Origin of the sequence: Shewanella glacialimarina (assembly GCF_020511155.1) — a bacterium.
Taxonomy (GTDB): domain Bacteria; phylum Pseudomonadota; class Gammaproteobacteria; order Enterobacterales; family Shewanellaceae; genus Shewanella; species Shewanella glacialimarina.
Genome location: NZ_CP041216.1, coordinates 2,669,728 through 2,695,740, shown reverse-complemented (window position 1 = coordinate 2,695,740; position 26,013 = coordinate 2,669,728). Strand labels below are relative to the sequence as shown.

16 protein-coding genes are annotated in these 26,013 nt (G+C 42.2%); 7 read left to right on the top strand and 9 right to left on the bottom strand.

Annotated features, from left to right (window positions below; all coding sequences use genetic code 11):
- Positions 1–65 precede the first annotated feature (65 nt).
- From FJ709_RS11700 to FJ709_RS11670, 7 genes are all read left to right on the top strand, one after another.
- Positions 66–1,238, top strand: a complete 1,173-nt coding sequence (locus FJ709_RS11700; RefSeq protein WP_226410237.1) for an AI-2E family transporter — start codon at positions 66–68, stop codon at positions 1,236–1,238.
- A gap of 153 nt (positions 1,239–1,391) precedes the next feature.
- Positions 1,392–2,300: a class I SAM-dependent methyltransferase gene (locus FJ709_RS11695; RefSeq protein ID WP_226410236.1), complete on the top strand. Its 909-nt coding sequence runs from the start codon at positions 1,392–1,394 to the stop codon at positions 2,298–2,300.
- A 624-nt stretch (positions 2,301–2,924) separates the two neighbouring features.
- On the top strand, positions 2,925–3,083 hold the full coding sequence (locus FJ709_RS11690) for a periplasmic nitrate reductase, NapE protein (protein ID WP_226410235.1): 159 nt from the start codon (positions 2,925–2,927) through the stop codon (positions 3,081–3,083).
- 42 nt (positions 3,084–3,125) lie between these two features.
- Positions 3,126–3,383: a chaperone NapD gene (locus tag FJ709_RS11685; protein ID WP_226410234.1), complete on the top strand. Its 258-nt coding sequence runs from the start codon at positions 3,126–3,128 to the stop codon at positions 3,381–3,383.
- Positions 3,384–3,385: 2 nt separating this feature from the next.
- Positions 3,386–5,875, top strand: coding sequence for a nitrate reductase catalytic subunit NapA (gene napA / locus FJ709_RS11680; RefSeq protein ID WP_226415955.1), 2,490 nt, complete (start codon positions 3,386–3,388; stop codon positions 5,873–5,875).
- 35 nt (positions 5,876–5,910) lie between these two features.
- Positions 5,911–6,357, top strand: a complete 447-nt coding sequence (locus tag FJ709_RS11675) for a nitrate reductase cytochrome c-type subunit (RefSeq protein WP_404830054.1) — start codon at positions 5,911–5,913, stop codon at positions 6,355–6,357.
- A gap of 20 nt (positions 6,358–6,377) precedes the next feature.
- Positions 6,378–6,965 carry a cytochrome c3 family protein gene (locus FJ709_RS11670; protein WP_226415953.1) on the top strand — a complete coding sequence of 196 codons (588 nt, stop codon included), beginning with the start codon at positions 6,378–6,380 and terminating at the stop codon, positions 6,963–6,965.
- A gap of 126 nt (positions 6,966–7,091) precedes the next feature.
- Here FJ709_RS11670 and FJ709_RS11665 read toward each other — a convergent pair whose 3' ends face one another.
- From FJ709_RS11665 to rmuC, 9 genes are all read right to left on the bottom strand, one after another.
- Entirely contained in the window at positions 7,092–8,099 is a 1,008-nt protein-coding gene (locus FJ709_RS11665; RefSeq protein WP_226410232.1) for a D-alanine--D-alanine ligase, read from the bottom strand.
- A gap of 279 nt (positions 8,100–8,378) precedes the next feature.
- Complete coding sequence (recD, locus tag FJ709_RS11660; protein ID WP_226410231.1) at positions 8,379–10,619, bottom strand: exodeoxyribonuclease V subunit alpha; 2,241 nt, start codon at positions 10,617–10,619, stop codon at positions 8,379–8,381.
- 1 nt (position 10,620) lies between these two features.
- On the bottom strand, positions 10,621–14,430 hold the full coding sequence (locus FJ709_RS11655; protein ID WP_226410230.1) for a UvrD-helicase domain-containing protein: 3,810 nt from the start codon (positions 14,428–14,430) through the stop codon (positions 10,621–10,623).
- An 89-nt stretch (positions 14,431–14,519) separates the two neighbouring features.
- Positions 14,520–18,131, bottom strand: a complete 3,612-nt coding sequence (gene recC / locus FJ709_RS11650; RefSeq protein WP_226410229.1) for an exodeoxyribonuclease V subunit gamma — start codon at positions 18,129–18,131, stop codon at positions 14,520–14,522.
- 75 nt (positions 18,132–18,206) lie between these two features.
- Positions 18,207–20,273, bottom strand: a complete 2,067-nt coding sequence (locus FJ709_RS11645; RefSeq protein ID WP_226410228.1) for a transglutaminase family protein — start codon at positions 20,271–20,273, stop codon at positions 18,207–18,209.
- The gene (locus FJ709_RS11640) at positions 20,263–21,348 is read right to left on the bottom strand and encodes a DUF58 domain-containing protein (RefSeq protein WP_226410227.1); all 1,086 of its coding nucleotides are present in this window, start codon (positions 21,346–21,348) and stop codon (positions 20,263–20,265) included. The genes FJ709_RS11645 and FJ709_RS11640 overlap by 11 nt, the downstream gene beginning before the upstream one ends.
- An 11-nt stretch (positions 21,349–21,359) precedes the next feature.
- On the bottom strand, positions 21,360–22,262 hold the full coding sequence (locus tag FJ709_RS11635) for an AAA family ATPase (protein WP_226415951.1): 903 nt from the start codon (positions 22,260–22,262) through the stop codon (positions 21,360–21,362).
- Between the two features lie 97 nt (positions 22,263–22,359).
- Positions 22,360–24,303 (bottom strand): transglycosylase SLT domain-containing protein, encoded by a 1,944-nt coding sequence (locus FJ709_RS11630; RefSeq protein ID WP_226410226.1) that lies wholly within the window; start codon positions 24,301–24,303, stop codon positions 22,360–22,362.
- Positions 24,304–24,428: 125 nt separating this feature from the next.
- Positions 24,429–25,919 (bottom strand): DNA recombination protein RmuC, encoded by a 1,491-nt coding sequence (gene rmuC, locus FJ709_RS11625; protein ID WP_226410225.1) that lies wholly within the window; start codon positions 25,917–25,919, stop codon positions 24,429–24,431.
- Positions 25,920–26,013 lie beyond the last annotated feature (94 nt).

The following is a 26,013-nucleotide window of genomic DNA, read 5'->3' as shown; positions in this document are numbered from 1 at the left end:
TTTTTCAATGAGTAAGCTTAACATAACTAATTTAGCACTTCGGTAGCAACAAGGATTTTTCTTCTATGAAGGGTATACATCAATCGTCTATGGCGGTTCGCAGTTTTATTGTAATGGCATGCGTAGTGATTATTCTTGCGGGCATTAAAACGGCCAGTCCTATTGTAGTGCCTTTTGTTTTATCGGCATTTTTAGCAATGATTTGTAATCCTGCTATTACGTTAATGTGTCGGTTCAAAATTCCTAAAGCGCTAGCTGTGATGCTGCTGATGTTATTCATTGTGCTAATTGGTTTATGGCTAGCAAGTCTAGTCGGCAGTTCAGTGAATGAATTTTCAAAGCAAATGCCAGTTTATCGTGCCCAACTAATAGAGCAGTTTGCATGGGTGCTCGATAAACTCCAGTCGTTTAATATTAATATCTCCCGAGATAAAGTATTAGAGTATTTTGATCCCGGTATGGCTTTAAGCATGACCACTAATATGCTCTCTGGTGTGGGTAATGTGATGGCCAATTTATTCTTAATTATTTTGACCATTGTATTTATGTTGTTCGAAGCACAAGACATGCCTAAAAAATTCCATCTGGCGCTAGATGATCCTGATATGCGTTTAAAGCAAATCGATAAATTTTTAAATTCAGTTAATCAATACATGATGATTAAGACGTTAGTCAGTTTAGCAACCGGTATTATTGTCGGCATTGGCTTATCTATAATTGGTGTTGATTATGCATTGTTATGGGCTGTTATCGCTTTTTTGTTTAATTACATTCCTAACATAGGTTCTATTATTGCCGCCATTCCTGCTGTGCTATTGGCTTTTATTCAGTTTGGTCCCGGCGCGGCAGGGGCAACAGGATTGCTTTACTTTGGCACCAATATGGTGATGGGCAATGTGATTGAGCCTAAGTTTATGGGGAAAGGTTTAGGCTTATCAACCTTAGTGGTTTTCCTGTCATTAATCTTTTGGGGATGGTTATTAGGCTCTGTTGGGATGTTATTATCAGTCCCACTGACCATGGTGGTTAAAATTGGCATGGAATCGAGTCAGTCGGGTATGTGGTTAGCTATTTTATTAGCAGACAATGTCGACGATGCAGAAGATAAAATGACCGAATTAGACTCTGAGGCACAAGCCAGTAGCGAAGAAGTAGAAGTTGACAATGTGGAGGGTGAATCAATCGCTGCGGTGAATAAGCTGGATGATACAGATGATGAACCAAGTCAAAAGAGCTAATGTTTTTAACTGAGTCACTCATATTTACCACTATATAAGTACGGCCAAATAGCCCTACTAAAACGATATCAATAAGCTAATAAACTTTTAATATTAAAATGTTAATAGCTAAAATGAATCCAATTTAGAATAGAAAGAGAATACAGTATATTTATGTCTGGATTAATAACAGCCTTGAGTCAATTTACTTTTGATAATGAAGTTCAGCGGGTGTTTCATGGCCGTGGTGGTTTATTCCAAGGTGAAGAACACCTTTGTCTCGATTGGTATCCTCCCGTGCTACTGCTGACCAGCTTTAAATCATTGGATGAGCCAGAACAGCAAGCCTTGTTTACGGCCATCACCGAACAGTATCATCAGCAAGTCGACAGTAAAGAGTTGAATTTGGTATTTCAACATCGAAGTGGCGGGCAAACAGTGACTGAACTGGTCAGTGGTAGTGTGCCAGAAAATCATGTAGTAACAGAGCAGGGCGCTGTGTTTAATGTCCATATCATGCGTGGACAAAATCATGGCTTATTCTTGGATATGGCAAATGGTCGACGCTGGGTACGGCAGCATGCTCAAGGTAAAAAAGTATTAAATTTATTTGCTTACACCTGTGGTTTTTCTGTCGTGGCATTACTTGGTGGCGCGGATGAAGTGGTTAATATGGATATGAGCAAAGGTGCCCTCAGTATAGGTAAACAAAATCATGTATTAAATGATTTACCTCAAGGGGCAAGGTATCTTGGCCATGATATTTTTAAATCCTGGGGTAAGCTGACTAAATTGGGTCCCTATGACTTGATTGTTGCCGACCCTCCAAGTAATCAAAAGGGCAGTTTTGTGGCGACCAAAGATTATGAGCGTTTATTGAAGCGTTTATCTAGTCTACTTGCTGATAATGGCGAAGTGTTGTTGTGTTTAAATGCACCGGAATTAGGCTGTGATTTTTTAATGCAGCAAGTGTCCGACAATGCACCGCAACTACATTATGTTGAACGTATCGCCAATCCCGATATTTTTGCTGATATCGATGAGCAAAAGTCGTTAAAAGTACTGCGTTACTCGCTCAGCTAGCATAGCCCTATGTGCTCTCAGCGAACCATTTAACTGAGAGCCGTTATCTTTATTTTACCCATGCATACCTATTTAACTGCTCAGCGGTCTGCTAGACCTAGGTCATCGTTTTACCTTTAAATTACATAATGTCCTGTATTTTTTCCTTTCATTTTGCCCCTTCATTTTGCCCGTGAAATATTCACCGCCATTATCTTTGAGCAGCTATTTTTGTTAAATAACCTCAACTCTGGTTAAGAGATGAATTAATTGGATTGATATAGTCAACACTCCAGAGTTTCCCTTCAAGCTGAACTTTACGCTGTTAGCCAAGGCGGATTTACACGTCAATAGCTAGCCTATTGTAAGTAAATTCAACGCAGTTAGCGGTGCAAAAAACGGTTTCACCTGCATTTATTATTCCTAGTTGAGATTAAATAATATATTTAATCGATATTTATGCTTCAGACACTGCATGTTGAGTAATTGTTTACTTATTTTTAATGATCTAGATCAACTAATCATTTGTTTACCAATTTGTGAGTATATAGATCGCAAATTGTTTAACGGTAAAATTCATCTAAAGCAAAATAATGACAATGACTTATTTTTTAAGTCTTAATCCCAACCACTCCTGGAGGCTCCATGAGTAAAGACACTAAAAGTGAAAAAAGTCTCGAATTGAAAATTTTTATCTTCTTGACGGTCTTCCTAGCACCTATTTTATCGGTACTTCTGGTCAGTGCTTTAGGCTTTAGCATCTGGTTTAGCCAAATTTTAACTGGCCCGCCAGGTGTTGGGTAATATAAAAACAAAAAATGAAAAATAAACATGTGAGTGTGATTAATGAGCAATGAACTTCACGTAACCAGTTTAATTGTCCAAGTACATCCAGACAAAATGGCTGATGTTAGACAAAAAATAATGGCAATCAAAAACGCAGAGCTTTCAGCAAACAATGACGTCAAGCTTGTTGTGGTGATTGAAGGCACAAGCCAAAAATCATTAATGGATGACATTTCGACAATTAATGCATTACCCGGCGTGTTAACAGCGACCATGGTTTACCACCAAAGTGAAGAGCTTGAAGAGGGTGAGATATGAAAATGAATAGACGTGATTTTATGAAAGCTAATGCCGCAATGGCAGCAGCGAGTGTCGCTGGATTAGCATTACCTGCAGCTGCAAGTAACCTCATTACCAGTTCAGAACAAACCAAACTTGAGTGGAATAAAGCCCCTTGCCGTTTCTGTGGTACAGGTTGCTCTGTGATGGTTGCAACCCGTGATGGTAAAGTCGTTGCGACACATGGTGATGCGAATAGTGAAGTTAACCGTGGTTTAAGCTGTGTTAAAGGTTATTTTCTATCCAAAATTATGTACGGCCGTGACCGTTTAACTACGCCTATGTTGCGTATGACCGATGGCAAGTATGACAAGCACGGTGAGTTTACTCCCGTTAGCTGGAGTACGGCTTTTGAAACCATGGCACAAAAGTGGAAAGCAACCATTAAGGCAAAAGGACCTACTGCTGTTGGCATGTTTGGTTCTGGTCAATGGACTGTTTGGGAAGGTTATGCCGCCGTTAAGCTAATGAAAGCTGGCTTTGGTACCAACAACATCGACCCTAACGCACGTCACTGCATGGCTTCTGCTGTTGCTGGTTTTATGCGTACCTTTGGTATTGATGAACCAATGGGTTGTTACGATGATATGGAAGCGGCTGACGCGTTCGTATTATGGGGCTCTAACATGGCAGAAATGCACCCGATCCTTTGGACTCGAGTGACAGACCGTCGTTTAAGCGCGCCCCATGTAAAAGTCGCGGTATTATCGACCTTTGAGCACAGATCATTTGATTTAGCTGATTTGCCAATGGTGTTTAACCCGCAGACAGATTTGGCTATTCTTAACTTCATTGCTAATTACATTATCCAAAATGACAAGGTCAACTGGGATTTCGTTAATAAGCATGTCAATTTCCGTAAAGGCACCACTGACATTGGTTATGGCCTACGTGCGACTCATCCTACCCAGATGAAGTCTAAAAACGCAGATACCGCAAACGATTCAACCCCAATCGATTTTGAACAGTTTAAAAAGTTTGTTGCTGACTACGATGTGACATCTGTCAGTAAATTATCGGGTGTACCTGAGCACAAACTGCTCGAACTTGCCGAGCTGTATGCTGATCCAAAAATTAAAGTGACGTCATTCTGGACCATGGGCTTTAACCAGCACACTCGTGGTGTTTGGTGTAATAACTTAATGTATAACATCCACTTACTTGTGGGTAAAATTTCTACTCCAGGTAACAGTCCTTTCTCGTTAACGGGTCAGCCTTCAGCTTGTGGTACTGCACGTGAAGTGGGCACTTTCTCGCACCGCTTGCCTGCTGACATGGTGGTCACTAATCCTGAACACAGAAAAATTGCTGAGAATATTTGGAAAATCCCAAGTGGTATTATTCCAGAAAAACCTGGGTTTCACGCCGTTGAGCAAAGCCGCCGCCTTAAAGATGGTGATCTAAATTGTTACTGGGTCCAAGTTAACAATAACATGCAGGCTGGCCCTAATATAAACGAAGAAGGCTTACCGGGTTACCGAAACCCAGATAACTTTATCGTGGTGTCAGATGCCTATCCAACGGTGACCACCCAAGCTGCAGACATGATTTTACCAACAGCTATGTGGGTTGAGAAAGAAGGCGCTTACGGTAATGCTGAACGTCGTACCCAGTTCTGGCATCAAATGGTCAAGGCACCGGGTGAGTCCAAGTCCGATTTATGGCAGTTAATGGAGTTTTCTAAATACTTCACTACTGACGAAGTGTGGCCTGAAGCGGTATTGGCAGCAAATCCGCAGTTTAAAGGTAAGACTTTATATCAAGTCTTGTATCAAAATGGCAATGTCGAAAAGTTCCCGCTTGCTGATGCGGATCCTAAGTTCCTCAATGATGAAAATGAGGCATTTGGTTTCTATGTTCAAAAAGGGCTGTTTGAAGAATATGCTACCTTTGGTCGTGGCCATGGTCATGATTTAGCTGATTTTGACACATATCATAAAGAGCACGGTCTTCGTTGGCCTGTGGTTGATGGTAAAGAAACCAAATGGCGTTTCCGTGAAGGTTCAGATCCGTATGTCAAAGCTGGCAAAGGCTTTGAATTCTATGGTAAACCAGACGGTAAAGCGGTTATTTTCGCATTACCTTATGAACCAGCAGCGGAAGCCCCAGATGAAGAGTTCGACCTTTGGCTATCAACGGGTCGAGTGCTTGAACATTGGCATTCAGGTTCAATGACTCAGCGTGTACCAGAGCTTTATAAAGCTTTCCCTGATGCAGTGTGTTTTATGCATCCTGAAGATGCTAAAAAACGTGGTTTGCGCCGTGGTGATGAAATTAAAGTCATCTCGCGTCGAGGGGAAATTAAGACACGTGTAGAAACTCGTGGTCGTAATAAGCCACCTATCGGCTTAGTGTTTGTACCTTGGTTTGATGCAAGTCAACTGATTAATAAAGTGACCTTAGATGCTACCGATCCAATATCTAAGCAAACAGACTTTAAAAAGTGTGCCATTAAGATTATGAAGGCATAAGGGGAAGACACATGAACATTATCAAAGTTGCGTCAATGGTTGCGATTTTAGGTTTATCATTCAGCGTACTGGCGACCAGTGTGCCTGAAGACCAGATTGATACCTTACGTTTGGCGCCAATTAATATCGAACCAACACCGCCAGCAATGCAGCAAGTGCTTAATACTGATTTAAAGCAAATGCGTAATTATCCAATGCAGCCACCTTTGATCCCTCACAAGATTGATGGCTACCAATTAGATTTAAAGGTCAATAAGTGTATGCAGTGTCATGCTCGCAATAGCACTGGCCACTCTCAAGCACCTATGGTTAGCGTGACTCACTACATGGACAGAGATAACAACTTCTTGGCTGAGCTTTCTCCAAGACGTTATAACTGTACCCAGTGTCATGTGATTCAATTAGATGCCAAACTATTGGTCGAAAATGACTTTGTCGACCTCGATCATCTAATGGATGCTACAGCACCTGCTAAGCATTAGGAGTGACTATGTTGGCTAATTTGTTTGAAAAGCTAAAAGTTGTTTGGAAGGTACTAAACCGTCCGAGCGTTCATTACAGCCTTGGGTTTCTGACATTAGGTGGATTTGTTGCAGGGGTAATTTTCTGGGGTGGTTTTAACACTGCGCTTGAGGTAACCAACACAGAGAAATTCTGTATCGGTTGTCATGAGATGGAGAATAACGTCTATCAGGAATTACAAAGCACTATTCACTTCACTAACCGAAGTGGTGTGCGTGCAACTTGTCCTGATTGTCATGTTCCCCATAACTGGACCGATAAAATTGCCCGTAAAATGCAAGCTTCAAAAGAAGTGTGGGGTAAGGTGTTTGGTACTATTAACACCCGTGAAAAGTTTGAGGCGAAACGTCGTCACCTAGCTGAAAATGAGTGGGCCCGTCTGAAGGCAAATGACTCACTTGAATGTCGTAACTGTCATAACTTTGATTATATGGACTTTACTCGTCAATCAAAGCGTGCGTCACAGATGCATTCAACCTCATTGGCAAGCGGTGAGAAAACCTGTATCGATTGTCATAAGGGGATTGCACACCAATTACCTGACATGGCGGGTGTAGAAGGTTTCTAATCGTTTTTAGCAACACACGAAAAGGCCAAGCAATTTGCTTGGCCTTTTTATTTGTATTGTGAAATGTTTAAATTAAAACAATGCACTTAAAGTTAAACAATGCACTTAAAGTAATGAATTAGTCGATTACAGCTCAACTTGCCTGTTGATCACATCCACTAAATACGCTGTAAAATCATGGCCATGGTTTTGTAACATCTTAGGGAACATAGAGATGGGCGTTAAACCCGGAAAGGTATTAATTTCATTCAATAGAATTTGATTGTCAGCGGTTAAGAAGAAGTCAATACGCGATAAATGACGTAGTTTCATGCCTTTAAAGGCTTTTATGGCATAAGCGCGAATTTGTTCGCTAATCTCATCGGGGACATTAATAGCTTCGATAAAGGTTTTAGCCTTGCTGTTAGTGGCATACTTTTCATCGAAAGTATAAAAGTTATTACTGTCGCAGACAATCTCACCAGGTTTTGTCGCTATCACTTCCCCTTGATATTCATAAACAGCCACTTCAAGTTCTCTTGCCACAATTGTTTGCTCGACAATGACATAAGGTGAATAGCTAAACGCCTCTTTTAATATGCTGGCAATGTGAGTTTTATCATCGACTTTATAACAGCCCACAGATGACCCCTGAGATGCCGCTTTAATAAATAGTGAGCCCCATTTATCAAATGCTGCAGTAGCTTGGGCTATTGCGTCATCATCATATTGGTGCAGAAAAATATACGGCGTATTAGGCACGCCTAACGCGCTAAACCACATTTTGGCGGTGATTTTGTTAAAGCAATTGCTTGATGCTTCTGATTCACAGCCAAAGTAGGGTAATTGGATTAAATTAAAATAGGACTGTATATCGCCAGTTTCAGCGGGATATCCATGAATACAAGGGATAACATAATCTACCGGCCATGTTGATATTGTTTCATCTTCGAAACGAACTTCACGGCGGTTAGTCAGTTCACAGACTTTTCCGTCTTGCGTTTTATAATGACCGTGTTTATCTAGCTCTAAACGCAGTACCGAGAATTTATCTGACTTAGCCAGCGATGACTCAAAAAACTTAACCGACATTAATGAAATATCGTGTTCTGCGCCGCCACCACCACATAACAGTAGCAGATTAATTTTTGGCATGGTTGCTCCTAAAAATGAATAAAATTGGGCTAGATGAATGGGCCCTGAAATGACCTGCTTATAATAAAGATCCCCACTAGGTAATGGCAAGTGGAGGTTAACAATATTTCAGTTATAAACAGCAGCAAAGCTTAATTATCTAGGCTTTGCTGTTTTTCGCAGACAAACAGGATCAAAGTTTGCTCAAATGCGGCTATTGTGTACTTTTTATAAGTGAATTCAATGCCGTTTTCGATACAAACATCTGCTTGAAGTACACTTATTTATTTCAAACTAAGGCTAGCTAGCCTTAGTTTTAATCTCAGCATTCAACTCAGTATTCGCTTCAGGAGCCCATAAACGCAGTGCTAATCCTGATGCTCGGGTGGTGACTTGTTTCGCCGCTCGCTCAAACACAGTGGTGCTGCCCAAACAATAGAAGTGATTCTTTGCTCGAGTGATCGCGGTATAAACTAGTTCTTTAGTTAGCAGTTGCCACTGTGCAACACTTGGCCTTGGCGGCAGCACAAAGCTGACTTGATCAAACTCACTGCCCTGGGATTTATGTACCGTCATGGCAAAGCAGGTATCATGTTTAGGGAGTCTTGCGGGTAACACTTTTAATAAATTGCCATCAGCTTGGATAAAGTGTGCCATTAACCGAGCCGGATTTTGCTGGTCCTGTAAAATCAGGCCAATATCACCGTTAAACAGGCCTAAATTATAATCATTATTTTGAACTATGATTGGCCGCCCAAGGTAAAACTCTTGCTTTGGTTGAATAAGCTGAGCTTGGCGTAAACTGTCAGTAATCGCGATGTTCATTCCGTCGACTCCGTACTCAGATGCGCGCATGGCGCACAGCATACGATACTGATTATATTGCTCAATAATTTGTTCCGCGCCATAAACAGGCGTATTGGCGACATTATTATTAAACACATTTTGATTGAAATGAATCATGTCTAAGTACGGCTGATAAGCGCTGACGGACAAGGCTAATAACTGCTGTTTACCAGCGTTGTCTTGATTAGCACTGATTTGATTGGCGCTAATTTTATTGGAATGGGTTTGATGCTCAAACCAGTTCAGTTCAGCATAACCGTGCTGCCACACTTGACGGATATGGCTGACATTCGCGTCATTAACCGCATTTGCCAATTGGCCAATGCCGGCATCACCCTTAAATCTGTGGCTATGCATCAACATACATAAGCTGTCGCCAAACTGACTGTTAGTATTATGCGTGTCAGAATTATTTTGAGTATTGTTATCGTCAAGGGTATCAATAAACTGACTCACATCTTGCCCAGTAAGGCGTTTAATGTTGTCAGCTTGCTGCTGACTATAATGCATACGCCAGGGCGCCAGATTGGTTTGATCTGCGTTGATGTCAACGTTAATGTCAGCTTTTGCAGTTTGTGCAGTTTGTTTTAGTCCCTGGCAAATATCAGCTAACACAGCACCGGCCTCAACCGAGGCTAATTGATCTTGATCGCCTAATAAAATTAACCTGGCGTTGTCCGGCAGTGCGCTTAATATTTTGTTCATCATAGGTAAGTCGACCATTGATGCTTCATCAATGACCAGCAAATCAAGTCGCAATGGATTGTCTTTGTTATGCCTAAATTGATGGGAATGCGGTATGACACCGAGTAAACGGTGCAAAGTGGCGGCTTCTTCAGGTATCGCCTCTAATGCGGTCAATAGTGCTTGAGGTTGCTGATTTGCGGTTAAGCTTTGTCTTAAACGATTTTTCGAGGCTTTGATTGATTCACTCAGTCTAGCTGCCGCTTTACCTGTTGGGGCCACTAATCGAATGGTCATACTCTGCTGAGTCAGTAATAGCAAGAGTAACTTGGTGACTGTGGTGGTTTTACCGGTACCCGGGCCGCCAGTAATGACGGCAAGCGCTTTGGTTAGCGCGGTTGCTGTGGCTATTTTTTGCCAATCGAATTGATGGCTATTATGGATTTGTGGTGGGAACAAATCATCTAAATAGCCAGGCAGTAATGGGTTGTCGGCAAGTATATTAATACTGGCAAGTTGGCGTAATTTAAGTGCTACCTGAGTTTCGAACACATAGTATTTATTCAGATACAGTCGGTTAAATTCGATGATCATTGGCGTGTTATCACCTGGCTGACCGATAGCATTAAGCTGGCTAAGTTGTTCAATTAATTGATTGTGGTCGACTGTGATTTGACATGATGCTTCAGCACTCACCGCAAAAGGGTGGCTACCAATGTCTTCTGCCATTGGATTAGTCAGCACAATATTATGCAACACTAAACAACTGTGCTGATTCGACAATTGCTGACTCAGTAGGGTGCAGATTAATAGCAATAAATCACTGTCTACTTGGTCAACTGGATCGGTATTATCAACACTCTTGATATCGCTTGTGGGCATAACGCTAGAGGCAGCCATGTTTTCAATATTGGCGAGCTCAAGGGCAAAGTGTCTGTCTAACGCGGTGATCAATTTTGCTTGTTGCCACTGTTTAAGCAATTGAGCCATGGGGAGCGTGGTGGTTAACATATTATCGGTTCTCCGCGTTATTATGACTGATGTGTTGGCTTGCTGGAGTGTCCAGTTCAGGATGAGAAAATAACTTATCCAACTGGTCGATAAGGGCGGCGTCAGGTTTATCAAAAAAGACCCCTGAGCCAACAGCATCAGGACTCATACCCCTGAGAAATAAGTAAAAACAGCCACCAATATGCTGATGATAGTCATAGTTTGGCATCCGCAGGCGTAAATATCGATGCAGGGCTAGCGTATAAAGTATGTACTGTAAGTTATATCTGTGACTATTGATGGCTTTAGCCATCGATGTTTGGCTGTAATCGTGCAGCTGGTGGCCTAAGTGGTTGGACTTATAATCTGCAATATAGAACTGACCTTGATGTTCGAAAGTTAAATCGATAAACCCTTTTAACATGCCCTTTAAGGTGTCAAAGCTGAAGTTATTCTCATAACCAAATTGTGCTAATAAGCGATTAAGCTTTTCAGCATGCAGTTCAGTGATCGGTATATAGAACTCCATTTCCACCAGGGTTTGTTGTGGGGTTAATTCCTGTAAAAAAATAGGATGTTGGCCCGCTTGGTTTGATGTATTTAGCAAGGTTTTCACTAAGGGAGTGGCCAGGATTTGTTGATACCACAAGGTTAAAGGCACTAACCAAACTTGTTGATCAAAACCGTATTGCTGCATCGCTTTGATTAAGGCGGGTTGCAGCTCAGTGTCTGCCTGGGTGAAATCAAATAGCTCTAATACCAAATGCATAAAGCTACCGGCATTGGCGCCGCGCTCAAAGCTAAATCGGTCTAAAACATGTGCAGCAGGCAGTTCAACCTCAATAAGTGTTTCTTCACTAAAGTCTTCATCATCGGCGCCGGGAACGGTTTTTTCATGGGCAAGATGTTTTACTAACCCAGAATAACTGCCCACTCGCCAAGGTAAGCCAAGTTTTCGAGAGGTTTGTTTGGCAGCATAGGTTTGTTTTGTATCAACATTGTCGACTAATACCGTATTGTCGATAATGTCAGTCACTTGGCTAACACTGATGGCATCAATTGTGGCTAATTGAGCCACTTTTGCTGCCATTTGTTCGCCATCACAATCCTTATCTGTAATGCCTAATAAATAACCTATGCCTATTTCATGCAGCTGTGAGCTTATGCCGGCTTTTAATTGCCGTGATTGATTGGCGATATACAGATAACAGGCATAAATTGGACGGGTTAACGCCACATATAATAGTCGTAAGTCTTCGGCTAGGGTTTCACGTTTATATTGCTCCCAACCTTCATCACTGCCATAAATATCCCAAATTAATTTACCCTGGTGATGATATAGCATCGGCTCAGGACGACGATTACCGCCTCTGGCGAGACTGATAAAAGGCACAAAACAGATGGGGTACTCAAGCCCCTTTGATTTATGAATGGTGACAATTTGCACCAGATTTTGCTCACTTTCTAAACGCAGCTGTTGCTCATCTTGACCTTGGGTACCGAGCAGCTGTTGTTCAAACCAATTGATTAATGCACTGCTACCGTCTAACTCAGTGGCCTTTTGTTGCAGTAACTCACCTAGGTGACGAAAGTCGGTTAAGCGGCGCTCGCCACTTGCGCTAATGCTGATAAATTCATCGTCATCTGCTGTCGAGTTTACGCTAGCATCTTTGTCAATATCAGGTTCGGACGATATAGCGTTGGCAGGCTTAGCTAATAGTCGATGCACTAGTCTAGTGTCATTGGCCAGACTAAGTAGCGCAGGCATAATGCCGCTTGATAGCCACAACTGATGCCAGTGAGCAAATAAGTCCAACACCTTTTGACGCAGTGACTCGTCCTGATTAAATTGATGAATTTTATTGGCGTTATAGCCTATTAATTCCGTGGCCAGCGCGGCACGAATGGCGCGCTCATCTTTGGGGTTAGCTAATGCTCGCAGAATAAGGGCGGTTTCTTTGGCTTCATTGGTATCAAACACACTATCGCGACTTAAAAATACCGCGCCAATGTTGCGGGCACTTAAGGCCGCTTTTATCACAGCGGCTTCGTTTCTGTCCCTGACCAATACGGCAATATTTTTGGCAATTAATGCATCGCCATTGATAACACATTCGCCCGCCTGTGCTTCTGTCAGTAAGCGGGTTATTTCTGCGGCCGCATCATTGGCAAGCAATTGACGAGCGGTGGTTTTGTTTAGCCCAGTTTGCTCGTTTTCTTGAAGCAGTTTTATCCGCAGTGCCGCTGTTTGTTCAGTCGCTTCAATCAATATCTTTTTTTGTGCTGATACAGGGGTTTTGACGGGATCATAGGGAATAGCATCGCTGATAAATGGATCGTCATGCTGATTGAAAAAATGATTAACACCGTTAACTAATTGCGCTGAAGAGCGGTAATTGGTATCCAAACTATAGTGCGCTTCTGTCTGATTACGGGCGTTAATATAAGTAAAAATGTCCGCACCGCGAAAGGCATAAATGGCTTGTTTGGGATCGCCAATCATCAAGATGCCTATGGCGTTATTAGGCGTGGCTGATTGTGGTTTGGTAATGCCTGAGGCGCCCGTTTGTGAACCGTCTGCTTGTGCGCTATGCGGATCAAATTGTGGCGCTTGATAGACGGTATTAAATATTTGAAATTGTAATGGGTCGGTATCTTGAAACTCATCGATTAGCGCAATTGGAAAGCGCTTTGCTATCGCGTTAGGCAAGGTGTCAGGATTATGCTCAAGAGCTTGCGCCAGGCTAGTTAACAAGTCATCGGGCGTCATCAAATTACGCTGATGCTTCTGTTGTACAAATCGTTGTTTAATGCCGGCTTGGGCGCGGACTAAAAATGCAGGAATAATGGCAGTAATTAACGCCATTAAACGCTCGATATGATCCAGTAGCGGCGCATCTTGCGCTGAGGGGATTTCACCGCCTTTATTTAATCTCAGTTCTGATAACGCTAATTGCTCCATTGGCTTTAACGGCGGTAAACCTTGGCCATAAGCCACCCAGTGGGTTAAATCGTCAAACAGTTGCAGTAACTTGGGATAACCATCGGCTTTTTTACCAAAGCGTTGACCGTTTAAAGGCAAGTCCATTAACAGTGCTAGCATAGCCGGGTGTTCAGCAGGCCAGCGCAGTTTAAAGCGCTGCAGACTTTGCACTAGTGACTCAGATAATTTAATGAAATCTGGCGGGGTGTCAGAGGCTATCGCCTGGCTTGCACCTAATAACGCACGTACTTTTTGAGCGAGTTTTTCTGGTTCGCCAAAAGTATTACTGATCTGTTGTGCTAAAAATAATGGCAGCGGATAACAGGCTTCACGCCAAAAATCGCGCACGGCATGGTGTAAGTATTCGCTGTCGTCTAAGGTGAATTCTGATTCAAATAGCAATGACGATTCAAATGCCATGTCGGCCAAAATGCGCTGACAAAAACCATGAATAGTGAAAATAGCGCCTTCGTCGAGTGACTTAAGCGCCAAATCGAACCGTTTTAGGGCAATGGCTCGCTCATCCTCAGGGATCTGCTGATAAAGCTGTTCAACAAAGTGATCATCAGTCGCGACGCCTAAAAAACGTTTGTAAGCAATTTGGATCCGTTTACGTATTCGGTCTCGCAGCTCTTCAGTGGCGGCATTGGTAAAGGTTACCACTAAAATTTGTTCACACAACAAGGGGGCTTGTCCGCCATGGCCGAGCAGCAAACGCAAATATAAACCCGAAATAGTATAGGTTTTTCCTGTGCCCGCGCTGGCTTCAATCAGGCTAGAACCCGCAAAAGGCAAGTTGAGCGCATCCAGCGCTGACACGGTAATATTAGCTGATTTTGCGTTATTCATAAGCGGTATATTTTGCTCCAATGCAGTGTGCTTGCCGTTGTGTAATATGTCTGTTCAACAGGTGAAACCCGAGTGTTAGTCGTTAACCGCTAATGACTTATATTAGTGGCTTTGGCTATTTCAGCGACCTGTTGTGTCACCGCCTCACCACTGACAAAGTCATCTAATTCACCGAGTTTGCCCTTATGATATAAGCTCACCATCGGTTGTAATAAGGTATTGACTAACTGGCCAAATATAGCTTGACTAAAATCATCTGGAAAAGTGAACAAGCGTTGATGGTGAGGCTCAAAACCTTCACCTAATTGTGTTTGATCATCTCGCCATTGTTTTTGTGCGGCAAATAATTTTTCACTGTGTGTGCCGTCGGTTTGTGCATAAAGCCAGGCTGTACGAGGCGGGAAACATAATGGCTGGCGCTGGCCATCAAGATAAGTTTGCACAAATTGCGCAAGTTGTAACCTGGCATGTTCGGCATCGATAGGGGCAAAACAATGAAAATGGCCCATGTCTAACAAGTAACTGTACTTGATAATACCTTGTGCATTAAGGCATAAATGACGAATAAAGCACTGGACTAAATCTCTACCGTGGGCTGTGCCTGGGCGATAATTGATTAAGCCTTTAGGGCTAACATCATCGATGCGTCCAACCAAATTTATGTGACTTAAGTGCTGATTGTTCGCCGAGTTAACTGACATACTTAAGTCGATATTAATCGATTCGCTGGTTTGCTCATTTTGTAAAAAATGTATTCGATTAATCAAAGGGGCTATATCGCGTTGATATTGCGATAATAAAATATCATCAAATGGCGCCATAGGTAGACTACCACTGGCTTTGAGCTGGTTAAGCAGTTCAATATCGACATCGCTGTTAACTTGACATAAGGCTGAATCGATAAGATTAGATTGCAATTTATAGCGGCCTAAACCGTCTAAACTGAACGGTTCGTCATTATCATCGGCTTGTAAATTCAAGTTTAAATCAACTTTTAGGCTACGGTTGAAGAAAAACTGCGCCGGATTGCGAAAGAAACGAATTAATGCCGACAGCTCCAGTTCATCATTTTGGTCGTGGTGCTGATGATTGTTGGCATTATTGGAGGTTTGCGGGTCATTTTTTTCTGCAATAATCGGTTTTTGTGGATTGAAAAACCTTTGATCATATTGTTGGTCCAATGACGGAGGACACCAACGCTGATGATAGCTTTGTAAGGGGCTATCTGGGGTGAATAATTTATGATCAAAGGGTTGTAATGGTTGAGCTTGAATAAGTTGTAGGCTGACGGCCTGTTCAATGAGTTCAATATCATCCTCGGTTAATGTGTTACTTGATAAGTGCTCTGGCAGATAACTCATTTGGCAGAACTCAATTAACTCTGAAATCAACATCGAGGGGATACGTTCAGCATTGTCACGCTCGCTGTGACCAATGTAACTGACGTAAAGTTGCTCACGCGCAGAAAGTAGCGCTTCTAAAAACAGGTATCTGTCATCTAATCTGCGCGAACGGTCGCCTTTTTGGGCGCCAAAATGCGCCATTAAATCAAATCCGACCGGATGTTGTACTCGCGGGTAAACGCCGTCGTTCATGCCCAGTAAACAGACAATTTTAAACGGAATTGAACGCATAGGCATTAAGGTACAAAAGTTCACACTGCCGGCAAGGTAGCGCTGGCCCACGCGCGAGTCATTTAAGGTTTGATTAAACCATTGCTTGAGTACTTCAATATTAATCTGCGCTTGATGACCTGCTTCGATAAGTTCATCTGATAAGCTGGCAAGCGCATTTCTGATGGTGAGTATTTGGCTCTGTTCATCGTCGATAGTTTGATAGAAGTCTTCAATTAATTGGTTTATTTGGCTTAATCTGTCAGCGGTTGAACTGGGCTTAAAGAATGCCTGGGTATGATCGTCAATCGCTTCCAAAAAGTTCAGCAATTTTCCCAAGGCTTGTGCCGATTGGCCTTCAACACCACTGACTGGCAGAATGCCTTGATACATAGGTGATTGGTCATTAAGGGCATAACCTAAAATTAAGCGTTTGATGCCAAATGACCAGGAGTTTTGGCCAAAGGCAGGTAAGCCTAATTGGGTGCGACTGTTGGCATCTCGTCCCCAACGCACATTGGCATGGTCAAGCCAACGCTTAATAATATCAAAGTCATCTTCATCTAATTCAAAGCGCCTTAAAATGGCCGGCACTTCTAAAATAGACAGCACCTCTGTTAACCCAAAACGGCTTTGATTGATGTTCAGTAAGGTTAAAAAGCTATTAATTAACGGCGACTCCTGGGCGGCACCACGGTCGGCAATGGCATAGGGAACAGCTAATTGCTGTGGCCCTTTACTGGCGCGTTGAAAGCTTGAGTAAAATTGACTGTTAACTGTGCCAAATACCGCATCAATATAAGGCGCGTAGGCGGCAACATCTGGCATCATGACCACAATGTCTTTTGGCTCTAAAGTCGGGTTAGCGTCTAATAAATTTGCGATATGATCGTGTAATGTTTCTACTTCCCGCAGTGGGCTATGACAGCTGCGCAGGGTAATTGAGGTGTCACTGTTTTTAAGTAAACGGCGTTTATCAATTTGCTGATATAACCTGGCGTCTGGCCCTAAAGCTTGCCCTAGGGTTTCCATTTGTAAAATATCGTATTGAACACCGTGCAATAGGTTATTCGGTGTTGGTTCGACATAGCAGTCATAACTGAAATTAGTGTTTTCTGGGGGTAAACTCAACAGCAAATCTAATAACTCGCGTCCCATTTTGCCATTATTAGCCAGTAATGGATTACCCACCTCAAGTTTGTCTTCCCAATCTTCGGCGAGTTGTTTTTTGTGGGTGTATTTTAACGCCATTCTGGCCCGGACTTTAGGGTCGATAATATCGCCCCAATAGTGCTGGCAAGGGCTCAGTGCCAGCATAACCACTTCAATACGTTGCGCTAGCGCATGAATAACTTCTAATGTTTGTGGTGGCATTGAGGAAATGCCAAATACAAATAACCGACTAGGCAACATACTGATATCAGTCGTTGCGTCTGCTAAAGCATTCAGTAAGGACTGGTGTAAATTAGCGCGGTGATATTGGCTCGCCTGTAGTTCAGTATGATTGTAATGCACTAATGCGCGCCAAAGCTTAGGTTGCCATAACTGGTTTTCATCTAAGCTAAAACGTGAATTAATTTCAGTCAGTGGTTGGTTGTTTTCCCACGCCTGGATCCAATCTGGGCGATAAACCAAATATTGGTCAAAAATATCGGCAATGCGATTTGAAAGTTGATACAACTTAATCGCATCTTGTGAGTTGGATGAGGTGTTATTCTCGCCCTCAAGGTTGCCATTATTTAAATAGTGTTGCAAAGGGCTGTAATCTGCGTCATCAAGCAAGCTTGGGATTAAATCCATCAACTTCCAGGTCATTGCCGCTTTGGTAAAGGCGTTTTCCTTTGGTACATTGGGCAGTAATTGATGACAAAGTTGCCAAATAAAGCTCGATGGTAAAGGGAAGGTGAGTGCTGCGGCTATGTGGTTATGTTTAGCCACTTCTAAACGCAGCCATGTCGACATGCCAGGGCTTTGTACTAACACTTGTTCGGTCGTCAGCAGGCTAGTATTAGGCAAAGGGGTTGCCAGCATTTTAGCTAGTTGCTCAGACAGAACCTCCATTTGATTGGATTGAATTAATGACAGCATAGGGCACTCGCAATAGAACATCTTATGCCATTCTATGGGGTTAGCTCGCTCGCATCAACGACTAATATTACAATGTTATTTCAATTGCTTAATCATTAGCAGTTTAAGCCTTAATGACCAATATAGGCGCGTATATTGGCGTAAGTTTTGTTTATATTGCGGCGCTGAAAGTGGCTGGTATTTTAAAGCGACAAAACAATCGGTAAACAGATTAAATTGCTGCAGTAGTTGCGGCTGTATTTCAGTTAGCTCAAGTGCTAATTGTTGCGCATAAGCTAAAGGTGGCTGTTGTTGTGGGCTAGAAACGCCTTTTACACTCAACAGTTGGGTAATGGTTTTATAGCGGCGGATGATTAAATCTTGTTTTGGTTTAAATTCAAATAACCCGGCAAAGTAGGCAATAAATAACAAGATGATAAGGATGGATACCAACATTGCGATGGCTATTTTACTGGTACTGATATCACCGAGTAACTTTTTCAATACCTGCTGTTTACGTTGCTCGTCAAAGCCTAACACCCACACGCTCCAGTAATAGTCCATACTGGCAATTTGATTACGTATATCGTTTAACCATGGGTATTGCTTCATCCGTAGGCTACTAAAAGGGCTGTCTAACAAATAGCTAGATTGACTGTCAAATGTGGCGTCAAAGCCATCTAAAATACGTTGTGGGGCAATCATGGCGGTGGGGTCAAAACGCTGCCAGCCTTCACCTTCAAACCACACTTCGGTCCAGGCGTGGGCCATATATTGATAAATACTGTAATAGCCAGCTTTGGGGTTGTATTCACCGCCTTGATATCCGGTAACCATACGCGCAGGAATTCCACTGGCACGGGCTAAATAAACCAAAGCAGAAGCATAATGGGCACAGAACCCCGCACGATTCTCAAATAAAAAGTCATCAATTTGCTGATCACCAAGTACGGGCGGGCTAAGCGTGTAGTAATACGCTTGCTCAGCAAAGTAATTCATCATAGCGTTAATACGGGCTTTAGGCTGCGGGTATTGCTGGCTAAATTGTTGTGCTAAACGCCAGGTTTGCGGGTTGGCGTTTTCGGGTAAGGCTAAATTAATACTGCGGATGTTCGGCGTTAAATTTTCATCCATCACACTATTAGGGTAAGACACCACACGATAACTCTGGCGTTGGGCTACCGGCCGCATGGCGTAAAGACTGTAGTCGGATAATTCTACAATATTACTGTCTTGACTAAAGGCTTGGTCAAGCCCGTATAACCAGCGCTGGTGGCTTGGCTCACTAATGACCACATACTCCAATTTATTAATCTTTTGACTGTCGTCTTGTGGTAAAGCGCGATTGAATTTTTGGTAAAGTGATTGACCCTGTAGATCTTTTATATTCGAGTCCTGTCGCCAGGTTTTACCATCATAGCTTTCCATCACTAATGTGCGCCAATAGAGATCCGCATTTTTTGGGCCTAATGTGCTGCCGTCAGAATTATCAAAGCCGACTCTAAAAGCAAGTTCATCAGAGCGAGTCAATTTACTGATATCACCAAATGACATTTCATCCGATAAGCCAGTTTTGGCCGCTTTCATATTGGGCATCAACCACAGCGGGCCTAAACGAGGAAATACCACGAACAGTAATATCGCGAGTGGGATACTTTGAAGGATAATTTTTAAGCTAAAACGTAAGTTAGTTAAAGGTTTTCTGTTATCTTGATAAACGCTTACCAGTACGCTGGTATTGATAATGGCGACAAGGGTTAAGTGTAAGGTATTAATAATGGCTTGTTGATCTAGCAAGGTCAGCGCAATGATGAAGTAGCCCACTAATACCACCACTTTAACATCTCTTTGTTGGCGCATTTCGATGTATTTCAAAGCGTAACCCAAAATTAACAGGTTAATTAGCGCATTTAACAATCCAATTTGCGATGACACCAAACCTAAGGTTACCGCAGCAGCTATTGCGAGGGTATTGACCAATAATTTAGGCGGAGCTGCCACTTTGCCGTAATAAATTCCCATGCGCCAAACAAAGCAAATGGCGCAAATGGCCATAGTCCAAGGTGTTGCGTGTGAAAACTGCGGCGTTAAAACCGCTACGTTGGTTATTAATAACCAAAACAATGTATTGCGGCTAATGATGCTGTCAAAGTTATCCTGCATCATCGCCTCCTGGTTTTTTATCAATATTAATATTGAAACTTGGGCGGTACATGGCGATGGCTTTTTGGCACGCTATTCGATGGCTTTCACCACTACTTTGACCTAAGGTGTTGTGGTTGAGTAGTAAGCCAAACACTTGATTTTTTTGAGTGAGATAATTCACTTGCCAGCATAGTTTACCTAGCTTTTGTTCTAAATCATGCCCTTGGGTATCATCAAGTGACAACCATACCGGTGAGCCTTCAGGTTCATTAAATTCTTTAGTTAGCATGCCTTTGCCCTGGGCCCATTGTTTCCATGCTACTTGTTTTAAAGACTCGCCCATTACATAGCCGCGTAATCCTGTGTAGTCATCAACCCCAGGGCGAATTCTGCCATGACTGATGTCATTATTATCATCACGGCTTTGACTGGTTAAATGAATGTCGCATTCGAGTGGTTTTGCAAAAATAACTTGGTGCAAATCGAGATCAACATACGACCATGCTTTAAATAGCCCTAACGGAAAATGTGACCATACCTTAATACGTCCAGGGGTTAATAAGCCACGCTTTGGGTGTGCATATTGCACTGTTGCAATCGATTGTTCTTCAGTTTGTGCCAAGCGCACATGGCGCTGGCCACTAAATTGCAGGCAAATTTGTTGATGAGTCGTATCAGGGTGTTTTTGTTTGGTATGTCCGGTCAGCATTATCGGGAAAGCATGCGTTTGTTCGGCGTAAGCATCTGCTGGAGTGATAGCGTTAAAAGTTAATCCCGCTAAATTTTTGTAGCTGTAAAGAATACAGGTATGAAAAACGCTTGCCAGTAATAAGCTAAGTCCGATCACTAAGTTGTTTTGGTAGTTGGTGCCAAATAAGTACAGTAGGACGATAAGTGCTAACCAAGCTAAACCAAATGCGCTGGGCAGGATGAAAATACCTTTGTGGCTCAATGTGACTCTTTGTTGTGGCGGTAATCTACGGCTTATCCATCTGGACCACTTTTTTTTAGCAGAATTGGGCACAAGCCGCATTACCCAGCTTTGCCGCTCAGGGAGGTGAGTGTTATCTTGACGACTTTTGCGGCTAAACATTTTAAAAACCATTAAAGAATGGGATTAACGCTGGCAAGCAGCGTATCAGACAAGGCCTTAGCTTGAAATTGGCCATGTGCGCTTATTCGGTGCTCTGCCACTGCATGAAATACCGCTTGAATATCTTCGGGCACCAGATAGTTTCGCTGTTCAATGACAGCCCAAGCTTTTGCTGCTTGCAGTAGGGCTAAGCTTGCGCGAGGTGATAATCCACTTGCTTGGTTTTGCTGACGGGACATATCAATAAGTGCTAATAAATATTTAAGTACTGCATCGGACGCTGAAACCTGATTAACTTCTGTTTGTAGATCCATTAACTCAGCAGAGGTTAAACATTGCTTTAATGGTGGACGTTTATGACCGTGATGTTGATTTTTTAGCATGGCCATTTCAGCTTCTGCGCTTGGGTAACCAATCGATATCCGCATCATAAACCGGTCTAGTTGTGACTCGGGCAGAGGAAATGTACCAGACTGATCCTGGGGGTTTTGGGTGGCAATAACAAAAAATGGATTAGGCAGAGGGTAGGTATGGCCATCTTGAGTAATCTGTTGTTCTGCCATGGCTTCTAGCAGCGCACTTTGGGTTTTCGGACTGGCGCGATTTATTTCATCGGCAAGCAACATTTGATTAAATATCGGTCCTTTATGAAACTCAAACTTTTGCAGGTTTTGATCAAAAATAGATACCCCTAAAATATCAGCGGGTAACATGTCACTGGTAAATTGTATTCGTTGGTAACTCATGCCTAAACTGGTGGCAATACCGTGTGACAAACTGGTTTTGCCCATACCAGGTAAATCTTCAATAAGCAGATGTCCCTTGGCTAAGATACACGCAACCGCTAATTTTATCTGCATCGGCTTGCCAAGCAAAACTTGTTCAAGTTGGCTTGTTAGCTGTTTGATTGTCATATGGGACACAGTTAATCCTCTTTATTTTAATATTGCTTTAATCGCCCTTTTCAGCGTTTGAGTTGACGGCAGGTTTGTCGTCAACTCAAACGGGGACTTAATAAGCGTAATTCAGTTCCTGTTTGGTAAACATATCGGCTTTGGGGTTATCTTGTTGTAAATAAATCATTCGATAACTTAATACCGCTTGAACATATTCACGGGTTTCAGTGTATGGGATGGTTTCAATAAAGCTCATCGCATCTAATGATCCATTAGACACTTTTAACCAACGTTTTACACTACCAGGACCTGCGTTATATGCAGCTGTTGCCAATACTCGATTATTATTGAATTGCTTTAATAACTCGGCATAGTAGGCACTGCCTAGCATGACGTTAACGCTTGGCTTGTATAAGTCTTTTACGTCGTTAAAGGGAATTTTGTTCTTTTGTGCTGTTTGTTTTGCTGTAGCAGGCATTAATTGCATTAAACCCCTGGCACCCACGCCTGAGGTTGCATAGTAATTAAACGCACTTTCACGGCGTGAAATAGCCCTAATTTCATTAATATCGACTTTATACTTTTTACTGGCGTTAACAAATTCTTCATTGGCGGCATTAGGAAAACGCAGATTTAATGCGTTCCATTGTTGCCCTTGAATACTTGACTCAACACTTAAGTCATACCAGCCTTGCTCAAGCGCATAAAGCCCGTATTCAGCTGTCATGGCTGGATCATGGCGACGCATTAGATATATCCACTCAGTACGCGAATCTAAATATTTATCAATGGCCCTTAGCTCTATGACCCTAGACATTCCAGGGTCATCTAATAACTTTGCGCGTAATGCTTTGTTGGAGGTTAAGTTGTCATCATTAAATGACAAAGGTTTATTGATCACTTTGGCGGCATTAAAACCGTAAAAATCCCGTTGTTGAGACAACACTAAATAGTTATCCTGTGCTTTTTTAGTATCCTGTTGGTCATTCATGCGGGCTTGCCAATATTGCCAGCGAGAATGCTCTTTACCTTGCTGACTTAATTGCGCTAGGTAAATGTTTACGGTATTAAAATCCTGCTGGCGGATAGCCCAGCGAAGGCGCATTTCATATAAGTCATCAGATGCCAATAGCGGTAACATAGTATCAATATGATCGATTAATGCTTCTTCTTGGTAAATCAATCCACGCCTGACAAGATAATGATTTAATTGACGATCTTTGGCCTCACTGAATCGACCCGCTTTTTGATATTTAACGTAAAGTTTGGTGGCTTGTTTAAGATCTTTTCTGGCAAGCTTTCTTAAGCCTGCATCGACAATATCACTCACAATAGGTTTAGAGCTGCTAAAAAGTTTGGTATTTCTTAATATATTAGGGTCTTTGTATACCTTTAATAGCAGTTCAGCATCGTTACGATGTTTGCTGACTTTTTGGCTTAAATAACTTAATAAACCTGTTTGTCCTGCATCAAAACTGAGCAGCATTCGCCCCCATATTAATTCCTGGGTACGGTAGCCATCTTTGGCCCACTGAGTAAATAAAGGATCACATTCTTTAGGTCTAGACTGACCATGCAGCCATAGTCGATCCGCGCCTTTGTATGCCGCTGCTTTATCACCCGTTGCTAATTGCGCACGTAAAAAATAGCACTGTAAACGCATGTCATTAGGCGTTGTCGGTGAGATAGCTAAAAAGTCTTGCCAACGCTGGGTATTACCAGCGTTCATCAAATAACGATATCGAGCTGAATTATACAAAGGCATGGTATTGAACGGCTCGATGGCACTAAAGGCTTTATTGCCCGGCATACGCACAATGTCATCAATACTGGTGTGATAATCAAGATAAATGGCTAATGGATAATCACCTAGCTGTTTTCTGAGTTGTTGATAACGGCTAGTTTGTCCGCTGTCTAAGGCTTTTTTCGCATCAAGATATTGCTGCTGTTTAGCCGTGTAGGCATTAGCAGGGGTGCTAGATAAAATAGTCAGCGCCGTGACAACGAGTAAGGTTGTTAGTCGTTTAGGTGAACATGTATTAATCCATGTAGTACGCATTTAAATGAGAATCTCCGCCTCAGTACAACGTTTGCGATAAAGTTTTTAAAATGAGTTTTTTGTGAAACTGCTAAAACATTAACAGTATTAGAGTAAATAATTAACTGATGATTAATTTTGCCATTTTATCCTTCAGTTTTGTCTAATGACTCATCGAGTGCGCGGTTAAGTATCTGCTTACCAATCTGCTTGCTAGAGTCGACCCCCAGGCATTGTAAGGTATGCGCCTGGCGTATTAAGTTGCCTTTACCCGAAGATAATTTAGCCATTGCTTGCTGATAACTTTTATCGGCAGTCTCAAGCGCGCGTCCTAGTTTGTCCATGTCATCAATATAACTGCACAATTTGTCATATATTTTAGCCGCTTGCTTAGCAATTGTTTGTGCATGTTGATTCTGATGCTCGTAGCGCCATATGTTATTAATGGTCCGCAAAGCGACTAATAAATTGGTTGGACTAACCAGCATAATATTTTGCTCTAGGGCAAAATTAATTAGGCTAGGGTCGTATTCTATTGCCAGTAAAAATGCCGGTTCAACAGGGATAAACATTAGCACATAATCTAAGCTTTTTAGTCCATGTAGTTTATGGTAATCCTTTTGGCTGAGTCCCTTGATATGCATTCGAATAGATAGGGCATGATCTTTTAACGCTTGCTGGCGAATATCTTCATCATCATTGTTAAAGTAGCGCTCATACGCAACCAACGACATCTTGGCATCAATCACCACATCTTTGTTATCGGGTAGATGAACAATCACGTCGGGTTTAAATCGTTTACCATCATCATTCTTTAAATCTTGCTGGGTGTCGTATTCATGTCCTTCACGTAGGCCACTTTCTTGCAATACTCTTTCAAGAATGACTTCGCCCCAATTACCTTGCTGTTTATTGTCACCTTTAAGTGCTTTGGTCAGATTGATGGCATCTTGGCTCATTTTTAAATTGAGCTCACGTAAATGGTTTAATTGATGTTTTAATGCACTGCGCTCAGATTGTTCATGATTATACGACTGTTGAATTTGTTGCCTAAATCCATCTAACTGCTGTTTAAGCGGGCCTAGAACGCCGTCAATTTGAGTGACATTTTGTTGTTTGAAACTTTCACTTTTTTGCTCAAAAATACGATTAGCAAGGTTTTCAAACTGTACTTTTAATCTTTCTTCAGCCACTTCTAGTAAATTGATTTTATCTTCTAATGCTTTGTTTTCGGCTTCGCTTTTAGCCATGATGGTTTGCTGCATGGCATTAGATTTTGATAGATTAAGTTGTGACTCTAATATTTTTCGATGGCTGTCTTCTAATTGTTGCTCTAAGTGAGGAATACGCTCAACTTGCGCCTGCGCTCTAGCAAGTTGGCTAATATAAGATTCCAGCTTAGACTGGAGATGATTTAAGTTATCAATTTTATCATCGAGGATATCTTGGATTTGAACAACCTGACGTTGCTGCTCTGTCAAAGCCAAAGTCGCTTCAGCTTCGTATTTTTGTTTTAATTGTTCCCAACGTTGACGGGTCAACCTTTGGTTAAGTAATGCACCTATTAAAAAACTTAATAACCCTATAGCAACCATGGCGGCTATTTGTGGCGGTGTGAAATCAACAACGAATGGCATAACCTAACCCTTTGAAATAGAAACGCGATAAGATTCGCATGCAAAAGTTTGGCCTGCAAGTATTATGGTGAACAATTTAATGTTTTTTCAGTGA

Coding starts and splice junctions, on each gene's coding strand:
- FJ709_RS11700 (WP_226410237.1), top strand. CDS start 66: ATGAAGGGTATACATCAATCGTCTATGGCGGTTCGCAGTTTTATTGTA.
- FJ709_RS11695 (WP_226410236.1), top strand. CDS start 1,392: ATGTCTGGATTAATAACAGCCTTGAGTCAATTTACTTTTGATAATGAA.
- FJ709_RS11690 (WP_226410235.1), top strand. CDS start 2,925: ATGAGTAAAGACACTAAAAGTGAAAAAAGTCTCGAATTGAAAATTTTT.
- FJ709_RS11685 (WP_226410234.1), top strand. CDS start 3,126: ATGAGCAATGAACTTCACGTAACCAGTTTAATTGTCCAAGTACATCCA.
- napA (WP_226415955.1), top strand. CDS start 3,386: ATGAATAGACGTGATTTTATGAAAGCTAATGCCGCAATGGCAGCAGCG.
- FJ709_RS11675 (WP_404830054.1), top strand. CDS start 5,911: ATGGTTGCGATTTTAGGTTTATCATTCAGCGTACTGGCGACCAGTGTG.
- FJ709_RS11665 (WP_226410232.1), bottom strand. CDS start 8,099: ATGCCAAAAATTAATCTGCTACTGTTATGTGGTGGTGGCGGCGCAGAA.
- recD (WP_226410231.1), bottom strand. CDS start 10,619: ATGTTAACCACCACGCTCCCCATGGCTCAATTGCTTAAACAGTGGCAA.
- FJ709_RS11655 (WP_226410230.1), bottom strand. CDS start 14,430: ATGAATAACGCAAAATCAGCTAATATTACCGTGTCAGCGCTGGATGCG.
- recC (WP_226410229.1), bottom strand. CDS start 18,131: ATGCTGTCATTAATTCAATCCAATCAAATGGAGGTTCTGTCTGAGCAA.
- FJ709_RS11645 (WP_226410228.1), bottom strand. CDS start 20,273: ATGCAGGATAACTTTGACAGCATCATTAGCCGCAATACATTGTTTTGG.
- FJ709_RS11640 (WP_226410227.1), bottom strand. CDS start 21,348: ATGTTTAGCCGCAAAAGTCGTCAAGATAACACTCACCTCCCTGAGCGG.
- FJ709_RS11635 (WP_226415951.1), bottom strand. CDS start 22,262: ATGACAATCAAACAGCTAACAAGCCAACTTGAACAAGTTTTGCTTGGC.
- FJ709_RS11630 (WP_226410226.1), bottom strand. CDS start 24,303: ATGCGTACTACATGGATTAATACATGTTCACCTAAACGACTAACAACC.
- rmuC (WP_226410225.1), bottom strand. CDS start 25,919: ATGCCATTCGTTGTTGATTTCACACCGCCACAAATAGCCGCCATGGTT.